Here is a 17,364-nt window from a genome sequence, read left to right on the forward strand (position 1 = left end):
CGGGCCGCGCCGTCATGCCGTCACCGCACGCAAAAAGGGGCAGGCCCGAAAGCCCGCCCCCTTCACTGACACCGCGCCTGTTTGCGACCTCCGACCGAAACGGCGCGACCCGGCGCAGGGTGGGTTTGCACCCCTCCCCGGCCAAGCTCTCAGACCTGGTCGACCCGCATGAGCCGCTGCGCCAGGACCTGCACCTCGTCGAGGAAGCGGCCCACCAGCTTCGGATCCGACGGCGCCGCCGAGACACCCGCCGGGATCTCGCGGGCTAGCACCGCCTCGATCGCCAGCGACACCGGAACCGAAACCAGCCGCCCCATGGCGTTGCCGCGTGCGTCGCCCCAGGCGTCCATCACCCAGGTCTTGTGCCAGACCGGCACACCGTCCTTCGCCGCCTCCAGCGAGACGCAGAGAACCACCCGGTCGGGCTCTCCCTCCTCGTAGGCGTTCTCGGCCAGAAGCTCCGCCGCAAGCTCTTCGAGCGCCGCGTCGTCCGCCGTCTCGACTGTCGCGAAGACATCCTTCCATGCCTCCGCCCAACCGTTCAGGCGCAGCGTGCCGCGCACGAAGTCCTTCACCTTCCAGCCGGGCTCGAAGCCGTATTCCGCCATGAACGGCAGGGAATCGCGGTTGGGGTAAACCTCGAAGGTCTCGGGCGGATCGAGCGGCGCATCGTAGCGCCCCAGCGCGTCCCACGGCCGCGACACCTCCAGCTCCGAGAACTGGCGGATCGACCGCGACGGCGACCGCAGCGCCTTGAGCACGCCGACCGGCGCCCAGGAGAACTTGTAGCGGAAGGCGTTGGCGTGCTTCGGCAGGCCGCCGCAGTAGCTGTGGAAGCTCAGCACGTTCTCGGGATCGAAGGCATCGGACTCGCGGTAGGCCCGCATCAGGTCATGCGCCATCAGGTGGTCGATGCCCGGGTCCAGCCCGACTTCGTTGACCAGCGAGACCCCGGCGGCCTTCGCCGCGCTGTCGAGGTCGCGCATCTCCGGCGCGATGTAGCTCGACGAGACGAAATGCGCGCCCTGCTCCACCGCCATCTCGGCCAGCGGCACGTGCCAGGTCGCCGGCAGCATGGAGACCACAACGTCGCCGGCCTCCACGACTTCCTTGAGCATCGTCGGATCGAAGACGCGGATGTTGTCCGTGAGGTCTCCGACGGCGTCGCGGGCCTTTTCCTCGGTGCGGTTCCACACCGTCACATCGTGGCCGGCCTCGATGAGCCGTCGCAGCCCCGGCACCGCCGAAAGCCCCGTTCCGCACCAGTGAATCATGTCGTCGTCTCCGGTTTGTGGTCGAGAAAGGTTTGATGTGCCCGGCCCCAGACACCCGCATCCAGCGCGTCGAGCCGCGCCAGCCACGGCAGCAGCTGCCCGGCGAAATCGCGGCTGCTCTCCAGCGGCAGCAGCGAGGGCAGGTTGTCGATCGCCATGACGTCGAGCGGCGGCGTCTCGTGAACGCGCAGCACCGGCGCCTCCCAGCTGGTGGCCCGGTCGTAGACCTTCACGGGCGAGAAGTCGCTGTCGGGATCGCAGGCGATGTCACCGATCACCCGCAGCGCGCGCGGGCCGGTGGGGGCCGAAGCCGGCACGAAGACCGGCGTGCCCGGGCGGGCGAGGATGCAGTTGAGGAAGAGCTCGTGCGCCAGCACCTCCGGGAAAGGCCCGCCGTGTGCGGTCTCGGCCATGTCCCACTGTGTCACGCGCACGTCCATCTTCTCGCAAAGATCGCTCGCGCCGGTGCCGACGCGCCCCAGCGCCCCGATGACCATGGCGCGCGGTCTGTCGGCGCCCGCCGCGCCTTCCAGCGCCGAGGCGAGGTCGCCCTCCATCTCGGCGGAATTGGGCCAGGTCGAGACCGGCGCGCAGATGCCGCCCGCCTGCTGCGCGGCCCAGGCGAAGAGCGACACCGCAGCCCCCGCGTAGCCGGCCCAGTAGCCGAAGGCGGCAACCCGGCGGCCGTCGTCGTCGACGAGGTATTCCAGATCGTAGAGCGCCCCGCCGCCCTCCGCGAAGCGCTTCAGCAGCCGTTGCCCGGCAGCCTGCCCCTTGTAGGCGTGGCCGAACATGATGTGACGGTGCACCAGCGGCGTGCCGTCCTCGGGCAATTCCTTGAGGCCGAAGATCAGCGCGTCGCGCGGCGCCTCGGGCCAGCTGGCCTCGACGGCGATCTCGGCGCCGGCCGCGCGGTAGGCGTCGATGCCGATAATGCGCGTGCGGCTGTCCTCGACCGTCACGCGCATGCCCTGCGCGATCAGCGCCGCCACGCCCTCGGGCGTGATACCGACGCGGTCCTCGTTCGGGCGCTGTTCGGCGCGCACCCAGAGATGTGTCATCGTCTCTCTCCGTCTGTTCGGCGCCACGCTAGCGCAGCCGCCCGGGCGGTGAAAGCCGAAGCCTCTAGAGATGCGTCCGGGCGTGGGCGCGGTCGGCGCTCTCGAGATGCGGCACCGCGTTGAACTGGGTCAGCGCCAGCCCGGTGGCGAGCGGCTGGAAGCGGTGCATCGAGGTGTTCTCGATCGCGATGCAGGCGTGGGCGAAGGCGCTCATCCCGAGCCCCATGGTCACCCGCATCGCCATGCCGATGAGGCCGCCCGAGGTCACCACGACGGCGCGCCCGCTGCCTTCCGAGATCTCGCGCACCACGTCGCCGACGCGGGCCTCGAAATCGGCGAAGCTCTCCGGCGCGCCCTCGAGCGCCCCCTCGTGCCACATGGTGAAGAGACGCGGCATGTGGAGGATGAACTCCTCGCGGTCACCGGGCAGCGGCACGCCGTGCTGCTCGGCGAAGAGCTGCGCCATGGTGAAATATTCAAGCTCGTTGAGCCGCGCGTCCTCGACCACCTCGAGGTCGAGCGCCATCTCCTCGGCGGTCTGACGGTGCCGGGTGAGCGTGCCGCAATAGGCTCGGGCGAAGCGGTCGCCGGTGCCGCGCAGATGCCCACCGAGCCAGCGCGCCTGCTGTCGCCCAAGGTCGCTCAGCCGGTCATAGGAGAGCTCGTCGCGCGCTGCGGAATTGGCCTGGCCGTGGCGCACAAGCGTGACATGGGACATGAAGCACCTTCCTTTCGCCAGCCTCTTACGAGGCCGCGCGCGAAATGGAAAGACGCCCCGGCCAGCCGTGTAATACCACCCTTGCAAGGCCGGGATCCGGCCACACCCGCCTGCCACGGGCGCCCGCCGCCGCGGGTCGCCAAGAGGCGGCCCGGGGCTGATCGCGTGCCGCGTCAGCGGCGCCGCAAGGTCAGGCCGCGCCGCCCTTGTCGCGGTCGATCCAGGCGCGCAGTTCCTCGGCCTCGCGGCGGGCTTCGCGCAGCCCATCCATGGCGGCAGAGAGCTCGGCCTCGGTCTGGGCGAGCTGGTTGGTGAGTTCCGCCTCGCGCTGCTGCAGGTAGGTAATCGCCTGGTCGCGGGTCTCTTCCGCTTCGTGCAGCTCCTGGCTCATGCGTTCGAGCTGGTCCACGTCGGCCTGGCTGACCCGCTTGATGCGATGCACCAGCCAGTTCGCGAACCAGCCCATGCAGAAGGCCACGAAGAGAATGATCGCCGTGGCGATCACGAATTCGGTCCTGTTCATTCTCCTGCCCCTTCTGCCCCGTTTTCGGTGCCTTGCGCGTCTTCTGCGGTGTCTGCCTGCGCGCCTTCTTCTTCGGTATCGCCTGCCTCGGCGGCTTCTTCAAGCTGTTCCAGCGTGGTCAGCTCTTCTTCGACCGGCTCGGGGCGGACCAGCTTGAACTCGATCCGGCGGTTCGCCTCGCGCCCTTCCTCGGTGTCGTTGTCGGCGATGGGCTGTTCCTCGCCGTAGCCCGTCACCCGGTAGGAGGCGGTCAGGACCATCCGGTTGCGCAGCGCGTTGAGGACCGACTGCGCCCGCTCCTGGCTGAGTTGCTGGTTCATCGACTCGCGGCCCTGGCTGTCGGTGTGGCCCTGGATCTCGAGCGGGATGTCGCCGCAGAGCTTCAGAAGCTCCGCGATGTCGTCCATCACGTCCTTGGCCGAGGCGTCGAGGTTGGCCGAGCCCGGCTCGAAGGTGATCTTGCGGTCGCCGATGATGTCGACGATCTGCGCCTCGCATTCCTCCGGCGTCGGGATACCCAGCGTCGGGTCGAGCTTCTCCTGATAGGTGACCTCGATCTCGAAATCGGCGGTCTCGCCCAGCTTGTCGGCCAGCAGCCCCGAGATCACCGCGTTGGCGTCCGAGTTGCCGGTATTGCCCGCGACACTCACGAGGTCGGGCGTCACCCGCACCACGCCGTTCGACAGCTCGCCCAGCGCCTCGAGCCCGGCGAGCACGCGCGCGGGCCAGCCCGACGGCAGCGTGTCGTCGACCCGGGCCGCGGTGTAAACGGCTTCGGATCCGAAGCGCGCCTTGGCGAAGCTGTCGGCGGTCTGGCGGCTGATTTCCGAGTTGATGCGTCCGCGCAGCTGCACCGAGCCCTCGGGCGAGAGAGTCGCGGTGAACTCGGGCGGGCCCTGCTCTTCTTCCTCGGGCGGCTCGGGCAGCACGGCCTTGAGCGCGAAGACCTCCGGAAGGCCGTTCTCGAGCTCGCCCACCACCCGGTCGAACACGGCCTGGTCGGTGCCCTCGAGTGCCAGCAGCGCCACGTCGGCGTTCGAGAAGGTGACCGAGCCGCCGCCCAGGTTCGCGACGGCCTCGATGCCCATCACCGCCGCGTCGGCCCACTCGCGCGTGGGCACGCCAAGGCCCAGACGGCAGGTCGCATCCTCGCCGACGCCGGCGTCCTGGGCCGCCGCGAGGATCCGGTCGCGCGCCGCCTTGGTGTCGGCCGAGCAGGCGTCGAACCGTGCACCGTCGTCGTCGATCAGGAAGCGCAGGGTGAACGGCGTGATGACCGGGCGCGGCGCCGACAGCTCCAGCGCCAGCTCCATCCCCTCGGGTGCGCGACGCTCGAGATCGGCGCGCAGGTCGCGGCGCTCGCGGTCGCTGTCGGTCATCGCCTTGATCTGCACGCGCCCGGCCTCGACCGAGACCTTCGAGCGCGGCAGGTCGTGCATCGAACGCTCCGCGAAGGTCAGCGCGTCGTCCCAGCCCTCGGGCTCGGGGAAATCGGACACCTCGAGCAGGTCCGAGACCTCGCCGTCCTCGCCGACGAGCCCGCGGAACCGTTCGATCAGCGCTTCGCGATCGGTGTCGGCGGGCACCAGCCCGATGACCGAGATGCCCTCGTCGTTGCGCAGGATCTCGACCGAGAAGCGGGGCGCCCGGATATCGTCGGGCTCTGCCACCAGCATCTGGTCGATCACGCGGGCCGAATCGACGACCGTGCCCGCGACGGTGACCGCCTCGAAGCGCGCGGCCTCGTCCGGGGCCTCGCCGATGAGAAAGACCTGAAGCCCGTTCACGTCGACCTCGGCCCAGTCCAGTTCCGCCATGTCCAGCGCTGTGCCGACCTCGGTGCGTGACGTGTTCTCGACCAGGCGCGATGCGAAGAACGCGGCAAGCAGGCAGAGGATCGCGGCGGCAAGAAGGGTCGCGGCGGGGATGGCGAATCTCGAAAGACGCATGAGCCCGGGAGTCCTTTATCGTTTTGGGGTCTGATACGCGGCGGGGCACCGCCACGCAATCAGGCGAGCAGCGCGGCGGCGAAAAACAGCACGGGCAGCAGCCCGGCGTCGCGGTTGGACCGGAACAGCATCAGCAGGCGGTCATGGTCGTTCACGTCGAGCCGGCGCATCTGCCAGAGCATGTGCCAGCCCATCGCCCAGGGGCCGCCGATGAGGATCACCAGTTGCAGGATCTCTCCGCGCGGGACGGCCGTCACGATGGCGAGCCCGATGAGCGACACGCAGGCCACGAGGAAGCCCGCGAGCCATTTCGGCGTCGCGCTGTCGCCGAAGAGCCGGGCGGTGGATTTCACCCCGATGAGCGCGTCGTCCTCCTTGTCCTGATGGGCGTAGATCGTGTCGTAGAACAGCGTCCACGCCATCCCCGCGAGGTAGAGTAGCACCGCCGGCCAGCCGAGCGTGCCGGAATGCGCCGTCCACGCAAGCAACGCGCCCCAGTTGAAGGCGATGCCGAGGAAGATCTGCGGCCACCAGGTGAAGCGCTTGGCAAACGGGTAGATCGCCACCGGCGCCAGCGCCAGCACGCCCAGCGCGATGGCCATCGGCGGGAAGGTCACGAGGATCAGGAAGGCTGTCAGCGACTGGATCACCGCCCAGCCCAGCGCCTGCTTCGCGCTCACCTGCCCCGAGGGAATCGGCCGCGAGGCGGTGCGCGCCACCGAGCCGTCGATGTGGCGGTCGGTGATGTCGTTCCAGGTGCAGCCCGCACCGCGCATCAGGAACGCGCCGATGCCGCAGCCGGCGAAGATCCAGAGGTCGAACCAGCCCGCGCGGCCATCGTGGACCATCGACAGCAGCAGCCCCCACCAGCACGGCAGCAGCAGCAGCCATGTCCCGATCGGTCGATCGGCACGGCTGAGCCGCAGGTAGGGCCGCGTCCAAGCGGGCGCATAATGATCGACCCAGTTGCCGCGGACCGCGTCCGACACCCGTCCGGCGGTTTCAGTCGTCTCTGCCTCTGGCGTTGTTCCGGGCTGGCTCATATGGTGCGCCTCATGACTGCGAAGGTTCGCCTGTTTGTAGAGCACCCGCTTGGGGCGGGACAACCGGTCCCTCTGACACGGGATCAGGCCCACTATCTCTTTTCCGTGATGCGGATGTCTGCCGGAGGCCGCGTTCTCCTGTTCAACGGGTCCGACGGCGAATGGCTGGCCGAGATCACCGAGGCGGGAAAGAAGGCCGGCACGGCCACATGCGAGGCGCAGACGCGCCCGCAGGCGATGCCGCCCGACCTCTGGCTGCTGTTCGCGCCGATCAAGAAGGCGCGCACCGACTTCATCGTCGAGAAGGCCGTCGAGCTCGGGGTGCGGCGCATCGTTCCGGTCCAGACCCGGTTCACCAATTCCGAGCGGATCCGGCAGGACCGGCTTCAGGCCCATGCGCTCGAGGCTGCGGAGCAATGCGGCGCGCTCTTCGTGCCCGAGGTCACCGAGCTTCACCGGCTCGACAGGCTGATCGACGACTGGCCCGGCGACCGGGGCCTGCTGTTCTGCGACGAGGCCGAGGCCGGCAGCCGCGCCGCGACGCTTGCCGGCCCCCCTGCCCCGGCAGCCGTGCTGGTGGGCCCCGAGGGCGGCTTTTCCGATGCCGAGCGCGCCCGGCTGGGCGACATGGCGCAGACCCGCGTCATCGCGCTCGGCCCCCGCATCCTGCGCGCCGACACGGCGGCGGTCGCGGCGCTGACGCTCTGGCAGGCCGAGAACGGAGACTGGGCATGATCCGGCCCGGGGCGCGGGCCGCGCTATCACAATGGCGAGAGGCGCTGATCGGCCTCGCGGTGCTCGCGCTGGGGGTCTACTGGGGTTTCTTCACCGGCGGCGGGCTGCTGCACTGGATCGGCTACGGGGTCATCGCCGTGGGCCTGCTGCTGGTCATCGCCGGCATCCAGCGCGGCCGGTTCCGCATCGGCGCGGGCGGGCCCGGCGTGGTTCAGATCGTCGAGGGGCGGATCACCTACTTCGGCCCGCTGACCGGCGGGGCCGCCGACCTCGAGGCCCTGTCGGCCCTCGTTCTCGACCCCTCCGCGAAACCGCCGCACTGGCTGCTGCGCCAGCCCGGCCAGCCGCCGCTTGCCATCCCGCTCACCGCCGAGGGTGCAGATGCGCTCTTCGATGCCTTCGCCACACTGCCCGGTCTGCACACCGAGCGGATGCTCTCTGAGATGCGCCGCGACGGCACCCGCCCGGTGACCATCTGGGAGGCGCCTTCGTGCAAATCCACACACCTCCGTCTGCATTGACAAGGATGCGCATTCCGCCCATCCCTGACCTTCAACGCGATACGGCCAAGACAATCGGAGCGCCCTCATGTCCATTCCTCAATCCGGCGGCGGGCCGATCGAGAGCCAAGCGCAACTCGCGGAATACCTCGAAGCCGGATGCAAGGCCAAGGACGACTGGCGCATCGGCACCGAGCACGAGAAATTCGGCTACCTGACCGACACCCATGAACCGCTTCCCTACGATGGCCCGCGCTCGATCCGCGCGGTACTCGAAGGGCTGCGTGACCGCTACGGCTGGGCCCCGGTGTCCGAGGGCGGCCACATCATCGGTCTGGAAAAGGACGGCGCCAACGTCTCGCTCGAACCGGGCGGCGCGCTGGAGCTGTCGGGCGCCCCGCTCGAGACCATCCACCAGACCTGCGACGAGGTGAACGAACACCTGCGCGAGGTGAAGGACATCGCCGACGAGATCGGCGTCGGTTTCATCGGGCTCGGCGCGGCACCGGAATGGATGCACGACGAGATGCCGCTGATGCCCAAGGGCCGTTACAAGCTCATGGACGCCTACATGGGGCGCGTCGGCACCACCGGCACCACCATGATGCGTCGCACCTGCACGGTTCAGGTGAACCTCGACTTCGGCTCAGAGGCCGACATGGTCAAGAAGATGCGCGTCGCGCTGGCCCTGCAGCCGGTCGCCACCGCCCTGTTTGCCAACTCGCCGTTCTTCGAGGGCCAGCCGAACGGCATGAAGAGCTACCGTTCCTACGTCTGGCGGCACCTCGACTCGGATCGCACGGGGATGCTGCCCTTCGTCTTCGAGGACGGCTTCGGCTTCGAGCGCTACGTCGACTACGCGCTCGATGTGCCGATGTATTTCGTCTACCGCGACGGCACCTACGTCGATGCGCTCGGACAATCCTTCCGCGATTTCCTCAAGGGCGAGCTTCCGGCACTGCCCGGCGAGGTTCCGACGCTGTCGGACTGGGCCGACCACCTGACCACCATCTTCCCCGAGGCACGGCTCAAGAAGTTCATCGAGATGCGCGGCGCCGACGGCGGCCCGTGGCGCCGGCTCTGCGCCCTGCCCGCCTTCTGGGTCGGGCTGACCTACGACCAGGGCGCGCTCGACGCGGCCTGGGATCTGGTAAAGGACTGGGACGCCCCCACCCGCGAGGCGCTGCGCGTCGCTGCCGCCGATCAGGCGCTCGACGCCCGTGTCGAGGGGATCCACATGCACGAGCTTGCCAGGCAGACCCTCGATATCGCCGAGGCCGGTCTCAAGGCGCGCGGCTGCACCGGCGCAGGCGGGCTGCTGCCGGACGAGACGCATTTCCTCAACGCGCTCAAGGAGAGCGTGGAGAGCGGCAAGGTTCTGGCCGACGAGCTGCTGGACCATTACCGGGGCGACTGGAACGGCGACCTGAGCCGCATCTATTCCGAATACAGCTACTGACGAGCAATCGACCGGGCCGGGCACCGCGCCCGGACCTCGCTGGCTCAGGTGGTCGCGCGACGCGAGACGTTGCGCATGAAGTACTCGTGCACCTCCTGCCTGCGCCGCGCGATTTCCTCCGGTGATGGCTCCGCGGCAGCCTGAAGCAACACCGCGTAGGCATCCAGTGGGCGACGCGCCTGCGCCTCGGCGGCCGGCCTTGCCGAACGCGGCCGCGGGGGCGCGACGCCGGGATCGCGCGGGCTGCCCCATGCGTTCTCGTGCCGCTCAGAGGGCATGAGCAGCAGCACGAGGTAGACGAGGACCCCGAGGAAGGGCACCAGCGTCACCAGCGTCCAGCCCCCGGAGCGGCCGCTGTCGTGCAGCCGTCGGATCGCGGCGGTGAAGTTGGGCACGAAGGTCACCAGCGACAGGATGGGCGACCAGTAGGCGGTGATCCCCAGCGGCGGCAGCGCCGCGTCTTCCATCGCGCGCATCACCGTCATGGCGTCGGCGAGTCCTGCAGCGATGGTGGCCGAGCCCACGACCAGCGCCGGCCACCAGTATTCCGAGCGGGTCGCCCGCCCGTTCAGGGTGACTGCATTGGAAATATAAGATTCCATGGCTGCGACGGGACTGTACATGCCTTGCTCTCCCTGAAGTTTACACTCTGTTCAGGAATGAGCTTCGCGACGCCGCGGGGCTGGAATGGGGCACAAGCGTGGAAATTCCGGGGATTGGGCGGCCTCACGCTCCCAGTCGCATTCCGGAAGAAAACGCCGAGTGGGCGCTCGAATAATTCACTGATGCGGGGAGAGTAGACCTCGGCGCCACGCACTGGGTGGGGGCTGAAACGACGCAGCGCCGAGGGAAGCCTTTAGCAGCTACCCTCTCTGTATCGCAGCGATTTCGGGCGGAAATGTGATCCGGTCAGGGAAATGCCATGGCGCAATGGCCGCTTTCTACCGACCGGGCGGCTGCGGGCGGAGCATGGCCCGGATCTGGCGGCTTGGCGGCAGTCTCGAGATGTCAGGGGGGAAGGTAGTCCTCGACGCCACGCACTGGGTGGGGGCTGAAACGACGCGGCGCCGAGGGAAGCCATATGCAGCTACCCTGTCTTTATGTCCCGGCAATCGGGCCGGATTGGGATGGCATTGCGGCGGTTTCGGGGTGATTGCCTCAGCGAGTGTCATCCGCTGCTTGGCGGCGCGGGTCTCGTCGAACGCGAAGCGAGAGCCTGTTGGCGCCGTGATCCCTTTGATAGCACACCTGAGCGCAGAGCCGGTGAATGAGGGCCCAACCGAACCCGCCCTCGGGCAGCGCCGAACGAGCGCCGCCGATGTCAATCTTGCGGGGTGCCGGGAGCGCGCCGTGCGGCATCGGATGCCCATCGTCGCCCAGATGCATTTCCGCCAGCTTGGGGGTGACGGTCATGTGCAGCCGGATCTGGCCGTCCGCCGTCCCTCGATAAGCATGTTCGACGATGTTGTTGAGCGCCTCGGCCAGGACGATCTGGACCCTGCCCTGCGCCTCGTCGGGCCAACCGAGATCCTCGAGCGGCCGCATCGCCAGAAGAAGCGCGCGACGCACCGCCCTGGGGGAGCTCTCGAGCGAGAGCTCCAGCATCTGCTGCGCGGTCTCATCGGAGCAATCCGGCATCGGTCTGGCTCCTGTTACCGATGGGCCGATCAGTCGACGCTGGCGTTTCGCGCCGCCTCGACACTTTCGTGGATGACGAAGATCGTGTCCATCCGGGTCAGCCGGAACACCCGGTCGACCGTCGGCTGCAGCGCCGCGAGATCGAGCTGCTGCCCGTCGTCCATCGCCTTCATCGCGGCGACGACAGCGCCAAGCCCGCTCGAGTCGATGAAATCGACCTGCCCGAGGTCCAGCACGACCCGCCGCGCCCGTGGCGAGACCCGCGCGCGAACGGCGTCCTTGAACTGGATGGCGACTGCGGAATCGATCCGCGCCTCCTCCACGCGGAGAATCTGCGTGTCGCCCGCTTCCGTCACGGTGAGCTGCATCTTTCAGGCCCCGATATAACCCTGCGCCACAGAGGCTAGACGACATTCCTTACCTTTTTGTATTCATATGCAAGAGAGATGGAGGAGACAGCATGACCGATGTGGTGATCACCGGCGCCGCCCGCAGCGCCATGGGGGGCTTTCAGGGGATGTTCTCGGACCTGACCGCCGCCGACCTCGGCGGGGCGGCGATCCGCGCGGCGCGGACCGAGGCCGGTGACCCCGTGGTCGACGAGCTTCTGATGGGCTGCGTCCTGCCGGCGGGCCAGGGCCAGGCGCCGGCGCGGCAGGCGGGCTTCGCCGCCGGCCTCGGCGAGGCGGTCCCGGCAACGACCCTCAACAAGATGTGCGGCTCGGGGATGAAAGCCGCGATGATGGCGTTCGACCAGCTGGCACTCGGTCATGCCGGAACGATCATCGCCGGTGGCATGGAGAGCATGACCAATGCGCCCTACCTGCTGCCCGCGATGCGAGACGGCGCCCGGATCGGCCACAAGCAGGTGATCGACCACATGTTCCTGGACGGGCTCGAAGATGCCTACGACAAGGGGCGGCTGATGGGCACCTTCGCCGAGGATTGCGCCGAGGCCTTCCAGTTCACCCGCGACGCGCAGGATCAATACGCCATCGCCTCGCTCGACAATGCCCTCGACGCCGAGCGCTCGGGCGCCTTCGCGCGCGAGATCACGCCCGTCACGGTGCACGCCCGCACCGGCGAAGAGGTCATCACCCGCGACGAGCAGCCCGCCCGCGCACGGCCCGAGAAGATCCCCCACCTCAAGCCCGCCTTCCGCAAGGACGGGACGGTGACCGCCGCGAACTCCTCGTCGATTTCCGACGGCGCGGCGGCGCTGGTAATGACGACGCTCGATGAGGTCGAGCGCAGCGGTGCCACGCCCCGCGCCCGGGTGCTCGGCCATGCAAGCCACGCGCAGGCGCCGAACCTCTTTCCCACCGCGCCGATCCCCGCCGCGCAGAAGCTGCTCGACCGCATCGGCTGGAAGAAGTCCGACGTCGATCTCTGGGAGGTCAACGAGGCCTTCGCCGTGGTGCCCATGGCCTTCATGCGCGAGATGGGGCTGCCGCGCGACATCGTGAACGTGAACGGCGGCGCCTGCGCACTCGGCCACCCGATCGGCGCCAGCGGCGCGCGGATCATCGTCACCCTGCTGAACGCCCTCGAGACGCGCGGCCTGAAGCGCGGCGTCGCGGCGATCTGCATCGGTGGCGGCGAGGGCACGGCCATCGCCATCGAGCGCATGTAGCCCCTGCCCCGCCTCGGTGCCGGCTTGCGGAGCGGGCCGGCATTTGCCACAGGGAGCGGCATGGACACCACCTATTCCCCGCCGCAGGGCGAGATTCCCGTGCTGCACCACGACCACGAGATCCTCGTGGTCGACAAGCCCGCCGGCCTGCTGTCGGTCCCCGGCAAGGGGCCCGAGCTGGCGGATTGCCTGACCGCACGGCTGGAGAAGGCCTTTCCGACCGTGCGGCTGGTGCACCGGCTCGACCGCGACACCTCGGGGGTGATGGTCTTCGGCCTGACCGCGCACGCGCAGCGCCATCTCGGCCAGCAGTTCGAGGCCCGCAAGACCAAGAAGACCTACATCGCGCGGGTCGCCGGCCGGGTCGAGGGCAAGACCGGGACGGTCGATCTGCCGCTCATCGTCGACTGGCCCAATCGCCCATTGCAGAAGGTCTGCCACGAGACCGGCAAGCCTGCGGTCACTGACTACCGGGTGTTGAAGGCGTCGGACGAGGAGAGCCGGATGCGGCTGCATCCGCTCACCGGGCGCAGCCACCAGTTGCGGGTGCACATGCTGGCGCTCGGCCACCCGATCCTCGGAGATCCGCTTTACGCCCCCGAAACCGCCGGAAATTTCCCGCGCATGATGCTGCACGCCGAAGAGCTGCGGCTCTCGCACCCCGACGGCAACAACGGGGTGAAATTCCGCTCCAAGGCACCGTTCTAAAAGCTGGACGGGCCAGACTTCCCCAGCTTCGGAATCGTGTCTGGGTCAGCCGCTCTGTCCGAGCGACCTCGCGCTCGTTTCGATGATCCGGCTGACACGCGTCACCGGCGTGAATGGCGAAACCGCCAGCGCGGCTTCTGCGCTCTGTGAGCCTGCTGTGTCGATCCGGCGCGCCCCTTCCATACGCTCGAACCGGCACGAGATCCGGTGCCCTCGCCGGGATCGGGCAGGCAACCTGAATGCCGCCTGCCCGTCCGTTGCTTACTCGGCCGCCCAGCCGCTCACGGCCTTGACCTCGAGGAAGTCGTGGATACCGAGGATGCCCGCCTCGCGTCCGTTACCCGACTGCTTCATGCCGCCGAACGGCGCACCGGGGGCGCGGCTCTTGCCGTTCATTTCGACCATACCCGAGCGCAGCTGCCGGGCCAGCCGGTGACGGCGCTCGACGTCCTGCGACTGCACGTAGTTGGTCAGCCCGTAGGGCGTGTCATTGGCGACGGCGACGGCCTCGTCCTCGGTCTCGAACTTCATGATCGACAGCACCGGCCCGAAGATCTCTTCCCGCGCGATGGTCATGTCCGGCGTCACGTCGGCAAACACCGTGGGCCGCACGTAGAAACCCTTGTTGAATCCCTCGGGACGGCCGGGGCCCCCGGCGACAAGACGCGCGCCCTCGGAGATGCCCGTCTCGATCAGGCCCTGGATCTTGTCGTATTGCACGGCGTTCACCACCGGACCGATGTGCTTGCCGTCCTCGGAGGGCGCGCCGACCTTGACCGACTTGGCCACCTCGGCGGCCTTCTCCACGACGCTGTCGTAGACCGAGGCCTCGACCATCATGCGCGAGGGCGCGTTGCAGCTCTGACCGCTGTTCTGCATCATGTGCTGCACGCCGCGCTGCACCGCCTTGTCGTCGGCATCGGCGAAGATCAGGTTCGCGCCCTTGCCGCCAAGCTCGAGGTGCACGCGCTTGAGCGTGTCCGCCGCCGCCTTCGAGATGGCGCGGCCGGCGCGGGTCGAGCCGGTGAAGCTCACCATGTCGACGTCGGGATGGCTGGAGAGCTGCGAGCCCACGCCTGCGCCGTCACCGTTCACGAGGTTGAAGACCCCCTTCGGGAAGCCGGCGGCCTCGACCATCTCGGCGAAGAGCAGCGCCGAAAGCGGGCTTTCCTCCGAGGGCTTCAGCACCATGGTGCAGCCGGCGACGGCAGCGGCGCCCACCTTGAGGGTGATCTGGTTCATCGGCCAGTTCCACGGCGTGATAAGCGCGCAGACGCCAACCGCCTCGTGGATCATGCGGGTGTCGGGGAAGGCGTCGGAGAACGGCGCCTCGAAGTCGAAGGTCTTCGCCGCGTCGATGAAGTTCTGCAGGTGGAAGGCACCCGCCCCCACCTGGTTCGCGCGTGCCAGCGCGATCGGTGCCCCCATCTCGAGCGACATCGCCTGCGCCATCTCTTCGCTGCGCGCCTTGTAGGCCTCGAGCAGCTTCTCGACCAGCGCGATGCGCTCGGCGGCGGGCGTCGCCATCCAGCCCGGCAACGCCTTCTTCGCGGCCGCCACGGCGGCGTCGGTGTCGGCCTGACCGCCAAGCGCAATGGTGGCGCAGGGCTCTTCGGTCGCCGGGTCGATCACCGCGTGGTCGCGTCCGTCGCGGGCGTCCACCCAGGCTCCGTCAATGTAGAACTGCCGCTTCTCGATCATGCTTCGTCTCCGTCATGCATAATTTGATCAAATTCCCCGGTAGGCGACACACTGTCACTGAGCTCGCGAAGCTGCAAGCGGGGTCTTTACACTGGCAGTCTGGACCGTATCTAAAACCGCAAGGCCGGTTACCGACCGAATTGCACAGGAAAGGACAGTTCAATGGCACTTCGTATCAACGACGAGATTCCGAACCTCCACGTCGTCACCGACCTCGGCGAGTACGACCTGCACGACTGGATCGGCGACAGCTGGGCGATCCTGTTCTCGCACCCCAAGGATTTCACCCCGGTCTGCACCACCGAGTTCGGCGCCGTCGCACAGCTGGCCGACGAATGGGCCAAGCGCGGCACCAAGGTGATGGGCATCTCGGTCGACGGCGTCGACGAGCACAAGAAGTGGAAGGGTGACATCGAGAGCACCGCGGGGGCCGACGCCGGCTTCCCGATCATCGCCGACGAGGATCTCGCGGTGGCCAAGGCGCTCGACATGCTGCCCGCCGATGCCTACCTGCCCGACGGCCGCACGCCCGCCGACAGCGCGACCGTGCGCTCGGTGTTCATCATCGCGCCCAACAAGAAGGTGCAGCTGATGATGACCTACCCGATGTCGGTGGGCCGCAACTTCGCCGAGGTGCTGCGCGCGCTCGACGGCCTGCAGCGCACCTACGAGCAGCCGCTCGCCGTGCCCGCCAACTGGGAGACCGGCAAGGACGTGATCGTGGCGCTGTCGCTCGACGACGCCGCCGCCAAGGAGAAATACGGCGAGCTCGACATCAAGCTGCCCTACCTGCGTTACGCCAAGGACCCGTCCTGATCGGCTCTGCAGCCGGAACGGCAAAGCCCCGGATCGCATGATCCGGGGCTTTTTTCTGGTCAGTGCCGAAGATTTTTCGGACGAAAAATCTTCACGCCGGTGTCGGGGCCCAAGATTTTTCGGACGAAAAATCTTGGGGGCTCCGTTCAGAGCGTCGGGTAGATCGGGAAGCGCTCGAGGAAGGCGGTGACTTCGCCGCGCACCTTGGCCTCGACCTCTGCATTGCCCTCTTCACCGTTGGCGGCAAGCCCGTCGACCACCTCGATGATCCAGTCGGCGATCTGGCGGAACTCGTCCTCGCCGAAGCCGCGGGTGGTGCCGGCAGGCGAGCCGAGGCGGATGCCCGAGGTCACGGTCGGCTTTTCCGGGTCGAACGGCACGCCGTTCTTGTTGCAGGTGATGTGCGCCCGGCCCAGCGCCTTCTCGGTCGCGTTGCCCTTCACGCCCTTGGGGCGCAGGTCGACGAGCACCACGTGGGTGTCGGTGCCGTGGGTCACGGTGTCGAGCCCGCCCTTGATGAGCTGGTCCGACAGCGCCTGGGCGTTCCTGATGACCTGCTGCGCGTAGGTCTTGAACGACGGCTCCAGCGCCTCGCCGAAGGCGACGGCCTTGGCCGCGATGACATGCATCAGCGGGCCGCCCTGGATACCGGGGAAGATCGCCGAGTTCACCTTCTTCGCGATGGTCTCGTCGTTGGTCAGGATCATGCCGCCGCGCGGGCCGCGCAGGGTCTTGTGGGTGGTGGTGGTCGCCACATGCGCGTGCGGGAACGGCGAGGGATGCTCGCCCGCCGCCACGAGCCCGGCAAAATGCGCCATGTCGACATGCAGCCATGCGCCGACGCTGTCGGCGATTTCGCGCATCCTGGCGAAGTCGATCTGGCGCGGGATGGCCGAGCCGCCGGCGATGATGAGCTTCGGCTTGTGCTCGTTGGCGAGCTCCTGCACCTGGTCGTAATCCAGCATGTTGTCCTGCTGGCGCACGCCGTATTGCACGGCGTTGAACCACTTGCCCGACTGGTTGGGCTTGGCACCGTGGGTCAGGTGACCACCGGCATCGAGCGACATGCCGAGAATCGTGTCGCCGGGCTGCAGCAGCGCGGTGAACACACCCTGGTTGGCCTGGCTGCCGGAGTTCGGCTGCACGTTGGCGAACTCGCAGCCGAACAGCTGCTTGGCGCGGTCGATGGCGAGGTTCTCGGCCACGTCCACCCAGTCGCAGCCACCGTAGTAGCGGCGGCCCGGGTAGCCCTCGGCGTACTTGTTGGTCATCACCGAGCCCTGCGCCTCCATCACGGCGCGGGAGACGATGTTCTCGGAGGCGATCAGTTCGATCTCGTCGCGCTGGCGACCCAGCTCGCCGGTAATGGCTGCGAAAAGCTCGGCGTCGCGCTCGGCGAGCGACTGGGTGAAGAATCCATCATCGCGGTGCGGGGCGTTCATGAGGCGGGTCTCCCGGTGTCATGGTTTGGTCACGTGCGCCTACGTAAAGGAAACCGGCGCCGCCGCAAAGGCTGCAAAGCGGCATATCGGAATTATCCCGCGGCATGTCTGGCAGCCCGGTGGAACTTGTGCTTGTTTCGGAAATACGCGGCCCTGCCCGAGGA

The 17,364-nt window shown here is 68.1% G+C and carries 17 protein-coding genes; 6 read left to right on the top strand and 11 right to left on the bottom strand.

The features are described 5' to 3' along the window. Positions 1 to 149: 149 nt before the first annotated feature. The 6 genes from D6860_RS03845 to ubiA form a co-directional block, all read right to left on the bottom strand. Positions 150 to 1,274 carry a saccharopine dehydrogenase C-terminal domain-containing protein gene (locus tag D6860_RS03845; RefSeq protein WP_076623917.1) on the bottom strand — a complete coding sequence of 375 codons (1,125 nt, stop codon included), beginning with the start codon at positions 1,272 to 1,274 and terminating at the stop codon, positions 150 to 152. Further along, the gene (locus D6860_RS03850; RefSeq protein ID WP_076623915.1) at positions 1,271 to 2,335 is read right to left on the bottom strand and encodes a saccharopine dehydrogenase; all 1,065 of its coding nucleotides are present in this window, start codon (positions 2,333 to 2,335) and stop codon (positions 1,271 to 1,273) included. The genes D6860_RS03845 and D6860_RS03850 overlap by 4 nt, the downstream gene beginning before the upstream one ends. A gap of 64 nt (positions 2,336 to 2,399) precedes the next feature. Further along, positions 2,400 to 3,053, bottom strand: coding sequence for a histidine phosphatase family protein (locus D6860_RS03855; RefSeq protein ID WP_076623913.1), 654 nt, complete (start codon positions 3,051 to 3,053; stop codon positions 2,400 to 2,402). 190 nt (positions 3,054 to 3,243) lie between these two features. Then, entirely contained in the window at positions 3,244 to 3,576 is a 333-nt protein-coding gene (locus D6860_RS03860; protein WP_076623912.1) for a hypothetical protein, read from the bottom strand. After that, positions 3,573 to 5,525: an OmpA family protein gene (locus D6860_RS03865; RefSeq protein WP_076623910.1), complete on the bottom strand. Its 1,953-nt coding sequence runs from the start codon at positions 5,523 to 5,525 to the stop codon at positions 3,573 to 3,575. Before D6860_RS03865 ends, D6860_RS03860 begins: the two co-directional genes overlap by 4 nt. Positions 5,526 to 5,584: 59 nt before the next feature. Continuing rightward, on the bottom strand, positions 5,585 to 6,568 hold the full coding sequence (gene ubiA, locus D6860_RS03870) for a 4-hydroxybenzoate octaprenyltransferase (protein WP_076623908.1): 984 nt from the start codon (positions 6,566 to 6,568) through the stop codon (positions 5,585 to 5,587). Positions 6,569 to 6,580: 12 nt separating this feature from the next. Here ubiA and D6860_RS03875 point away from each other — a divergent pair, with 12 nt between their 5' ends. From D6860_RS03875 to D6860_RS03885, 3 genes are all read left to right on the top strand, one after another. Continuing rightward, positions 6,581 to 7,303, top strand: a complete 723-nt coding sequence (locus D6860_RS03875; RefSeq protein WP_076625388.1) for a 16S rRNA (uracil(1498)-N(3))-methyltransferase — start codon at positions 6,581 to 6,583, stop codon at positions 7,301 to 7,303. Then, a complete protein-coding gene (locus tag D6860_RS03880; protein WP_017470211.1) occupies positions 7,300 to 7,824 on the top strand; it encodes a hypothetical protein in 525 nt (174 codons plus the stop codon). Before D6860_RS03875 ends, D6860_RS03880 begins: the two co-directional genes overlap by 4 nt. A 67-nt stretch (positions 7,825 to 7,891) precedes the next feature. Continuing rightward, positions 7,892 to 9,262, top strand: coding sequence for a glutamate--cysteine ligase (locus D6860_RS03885; RefSeq protein WP_076623907.1), 1,371 nt, complete (start codon positions 7,892 to 7,894; stop codon positions 9,260 to 9,262). A 44-nt stretch (positions 9,263 to 9,306) separates the two neighbouring features. On the opposite strand, the gene D6860_RS03890 is transcribed toward D6860_RS03885, so the two are convergent. The 3 genes from D6860_RS03890 to D6860_RS03900 form a co-directional block, all read right to left on the bottom strand. Continuing rightward, the gene (locus tag D6860_RS03890; protein WP_076623906.1) at positions 9,307 to 9,885 is read right to left on the bottom strand and encodes a DUF805 domain-containing protein; all 579 of its coding nucleotides are present in this window, start codon (positions 9,883 to 9,885) and stop codon (positions 9,307 to 9,309) included. Positions 9,886 to 10,420: 535 nt separating this feature from the next. Next, on the bottom strand, positions 10,421 to 10,900 hold the full coding sequence (locus tag D6860_RS03895; RefSeq protein ID WP_083697823.1) for an ATP-binding protein: 480 nt from the start codon (positions 10,898 to 10,900) through the stop codon (positions 10,421 to 10,423). 29 nt (positions 10,901 to 10,929) lie between these two features. Further along, positions 10,930 to 11,268: an STAS domain-containing protein gene (locus D6860_RS03900; protein WP_076623905.1), complete on the bottom strand. Its 339-nt coding sequence runs from the start codon at positions 11,266 to 11,268 to the stop codon at positions 10,930 to 10,932. A 92-nt stretch (positions 11,269 to 11,360) separates the two neighbouring features. Here D6860_RS03900 and D6860_RS03905 point away from each other — a divergent pair, with 92 nt between their 5' ends. Then, a complete protein-coding gene (locus D6860_RS03905; RefSeq protein WP_076623903.1) occupies positions 11,361 to 12,533 on the top strand; it encodes a thiolase family protein in 1,173 nt (390 codons plus the stop codon). Between the two features lie 60 nt (positions 12,534 to 12,593). Continuing rightward, complete coding sequence (locus D6860_RS03910) at positions 12,594 to 13,241, top strand: RluA family pseudouridine synthase (protein WP_076623902.1); 648 nt, start codon at positions 12,594 to 12,596, stop codon at positions 13,239 to 13,241. Positions 13,242 to 13,502: 261 nt separating this feature from the next. Here D6860_RS03910 and D6860_RS03915 read toward each other — a convergent pair whose 3' ends face one another. Further along, positions 13,503 to 14,942, bottom strand: a complete 1,440-nt coding sequence (locus D6860_RS03915) for an aldehyde dehydrogenase family protein (protein ID WP_076623900.1) — start codon at positions 14,940 to 14,942, stop codon at positions 13,503 to 13,505. Between the two features lie 162 nt (positions 14,943 to 15,104). On the opposite strand from D6860_RS03915, the gene D6860_RS03920 reads away from it, so the two are divergent. Continuing rightward, positions 15,105 to 15,758, top strand: coding sequence for a peroxiredoxin (locus tag D6860_RS03920; protein ID WP_076623898.1), 654 nt, complete (start codon positions 15,105 to 15,107; stop codon positions 15,756 to 15,758). 146 nt (positions 15,759 to 15,904) lie between these two features. On the opposite strand, the gene glyA is transcribed toward D6860_RS03920, so the two are convergent. Further along, on the bottom strand, positions 15,905 to 17,200 hold the full coding sequence (gene glyA / locus D6860_RS03925) for a serine hydroxymethyltransferase (protein WP_017468042.1): 1,296 nt from the start codon (positions 17,198 to 17,200) through the stop codon (positions 15,905 to 15,907). Positions 17,201 to 17,364: the final 164 nt, after the last annotated feature.

It is taken from the genome of Salipiger sp. D13, from assembly GCF_003703915.1.
Lineage (GTDB): Bacteria > Pseudomonadota > Alphaproteobacteria > Rhodobacterales > Rhodobacteraceae > Salipiger > Salipiger profundus.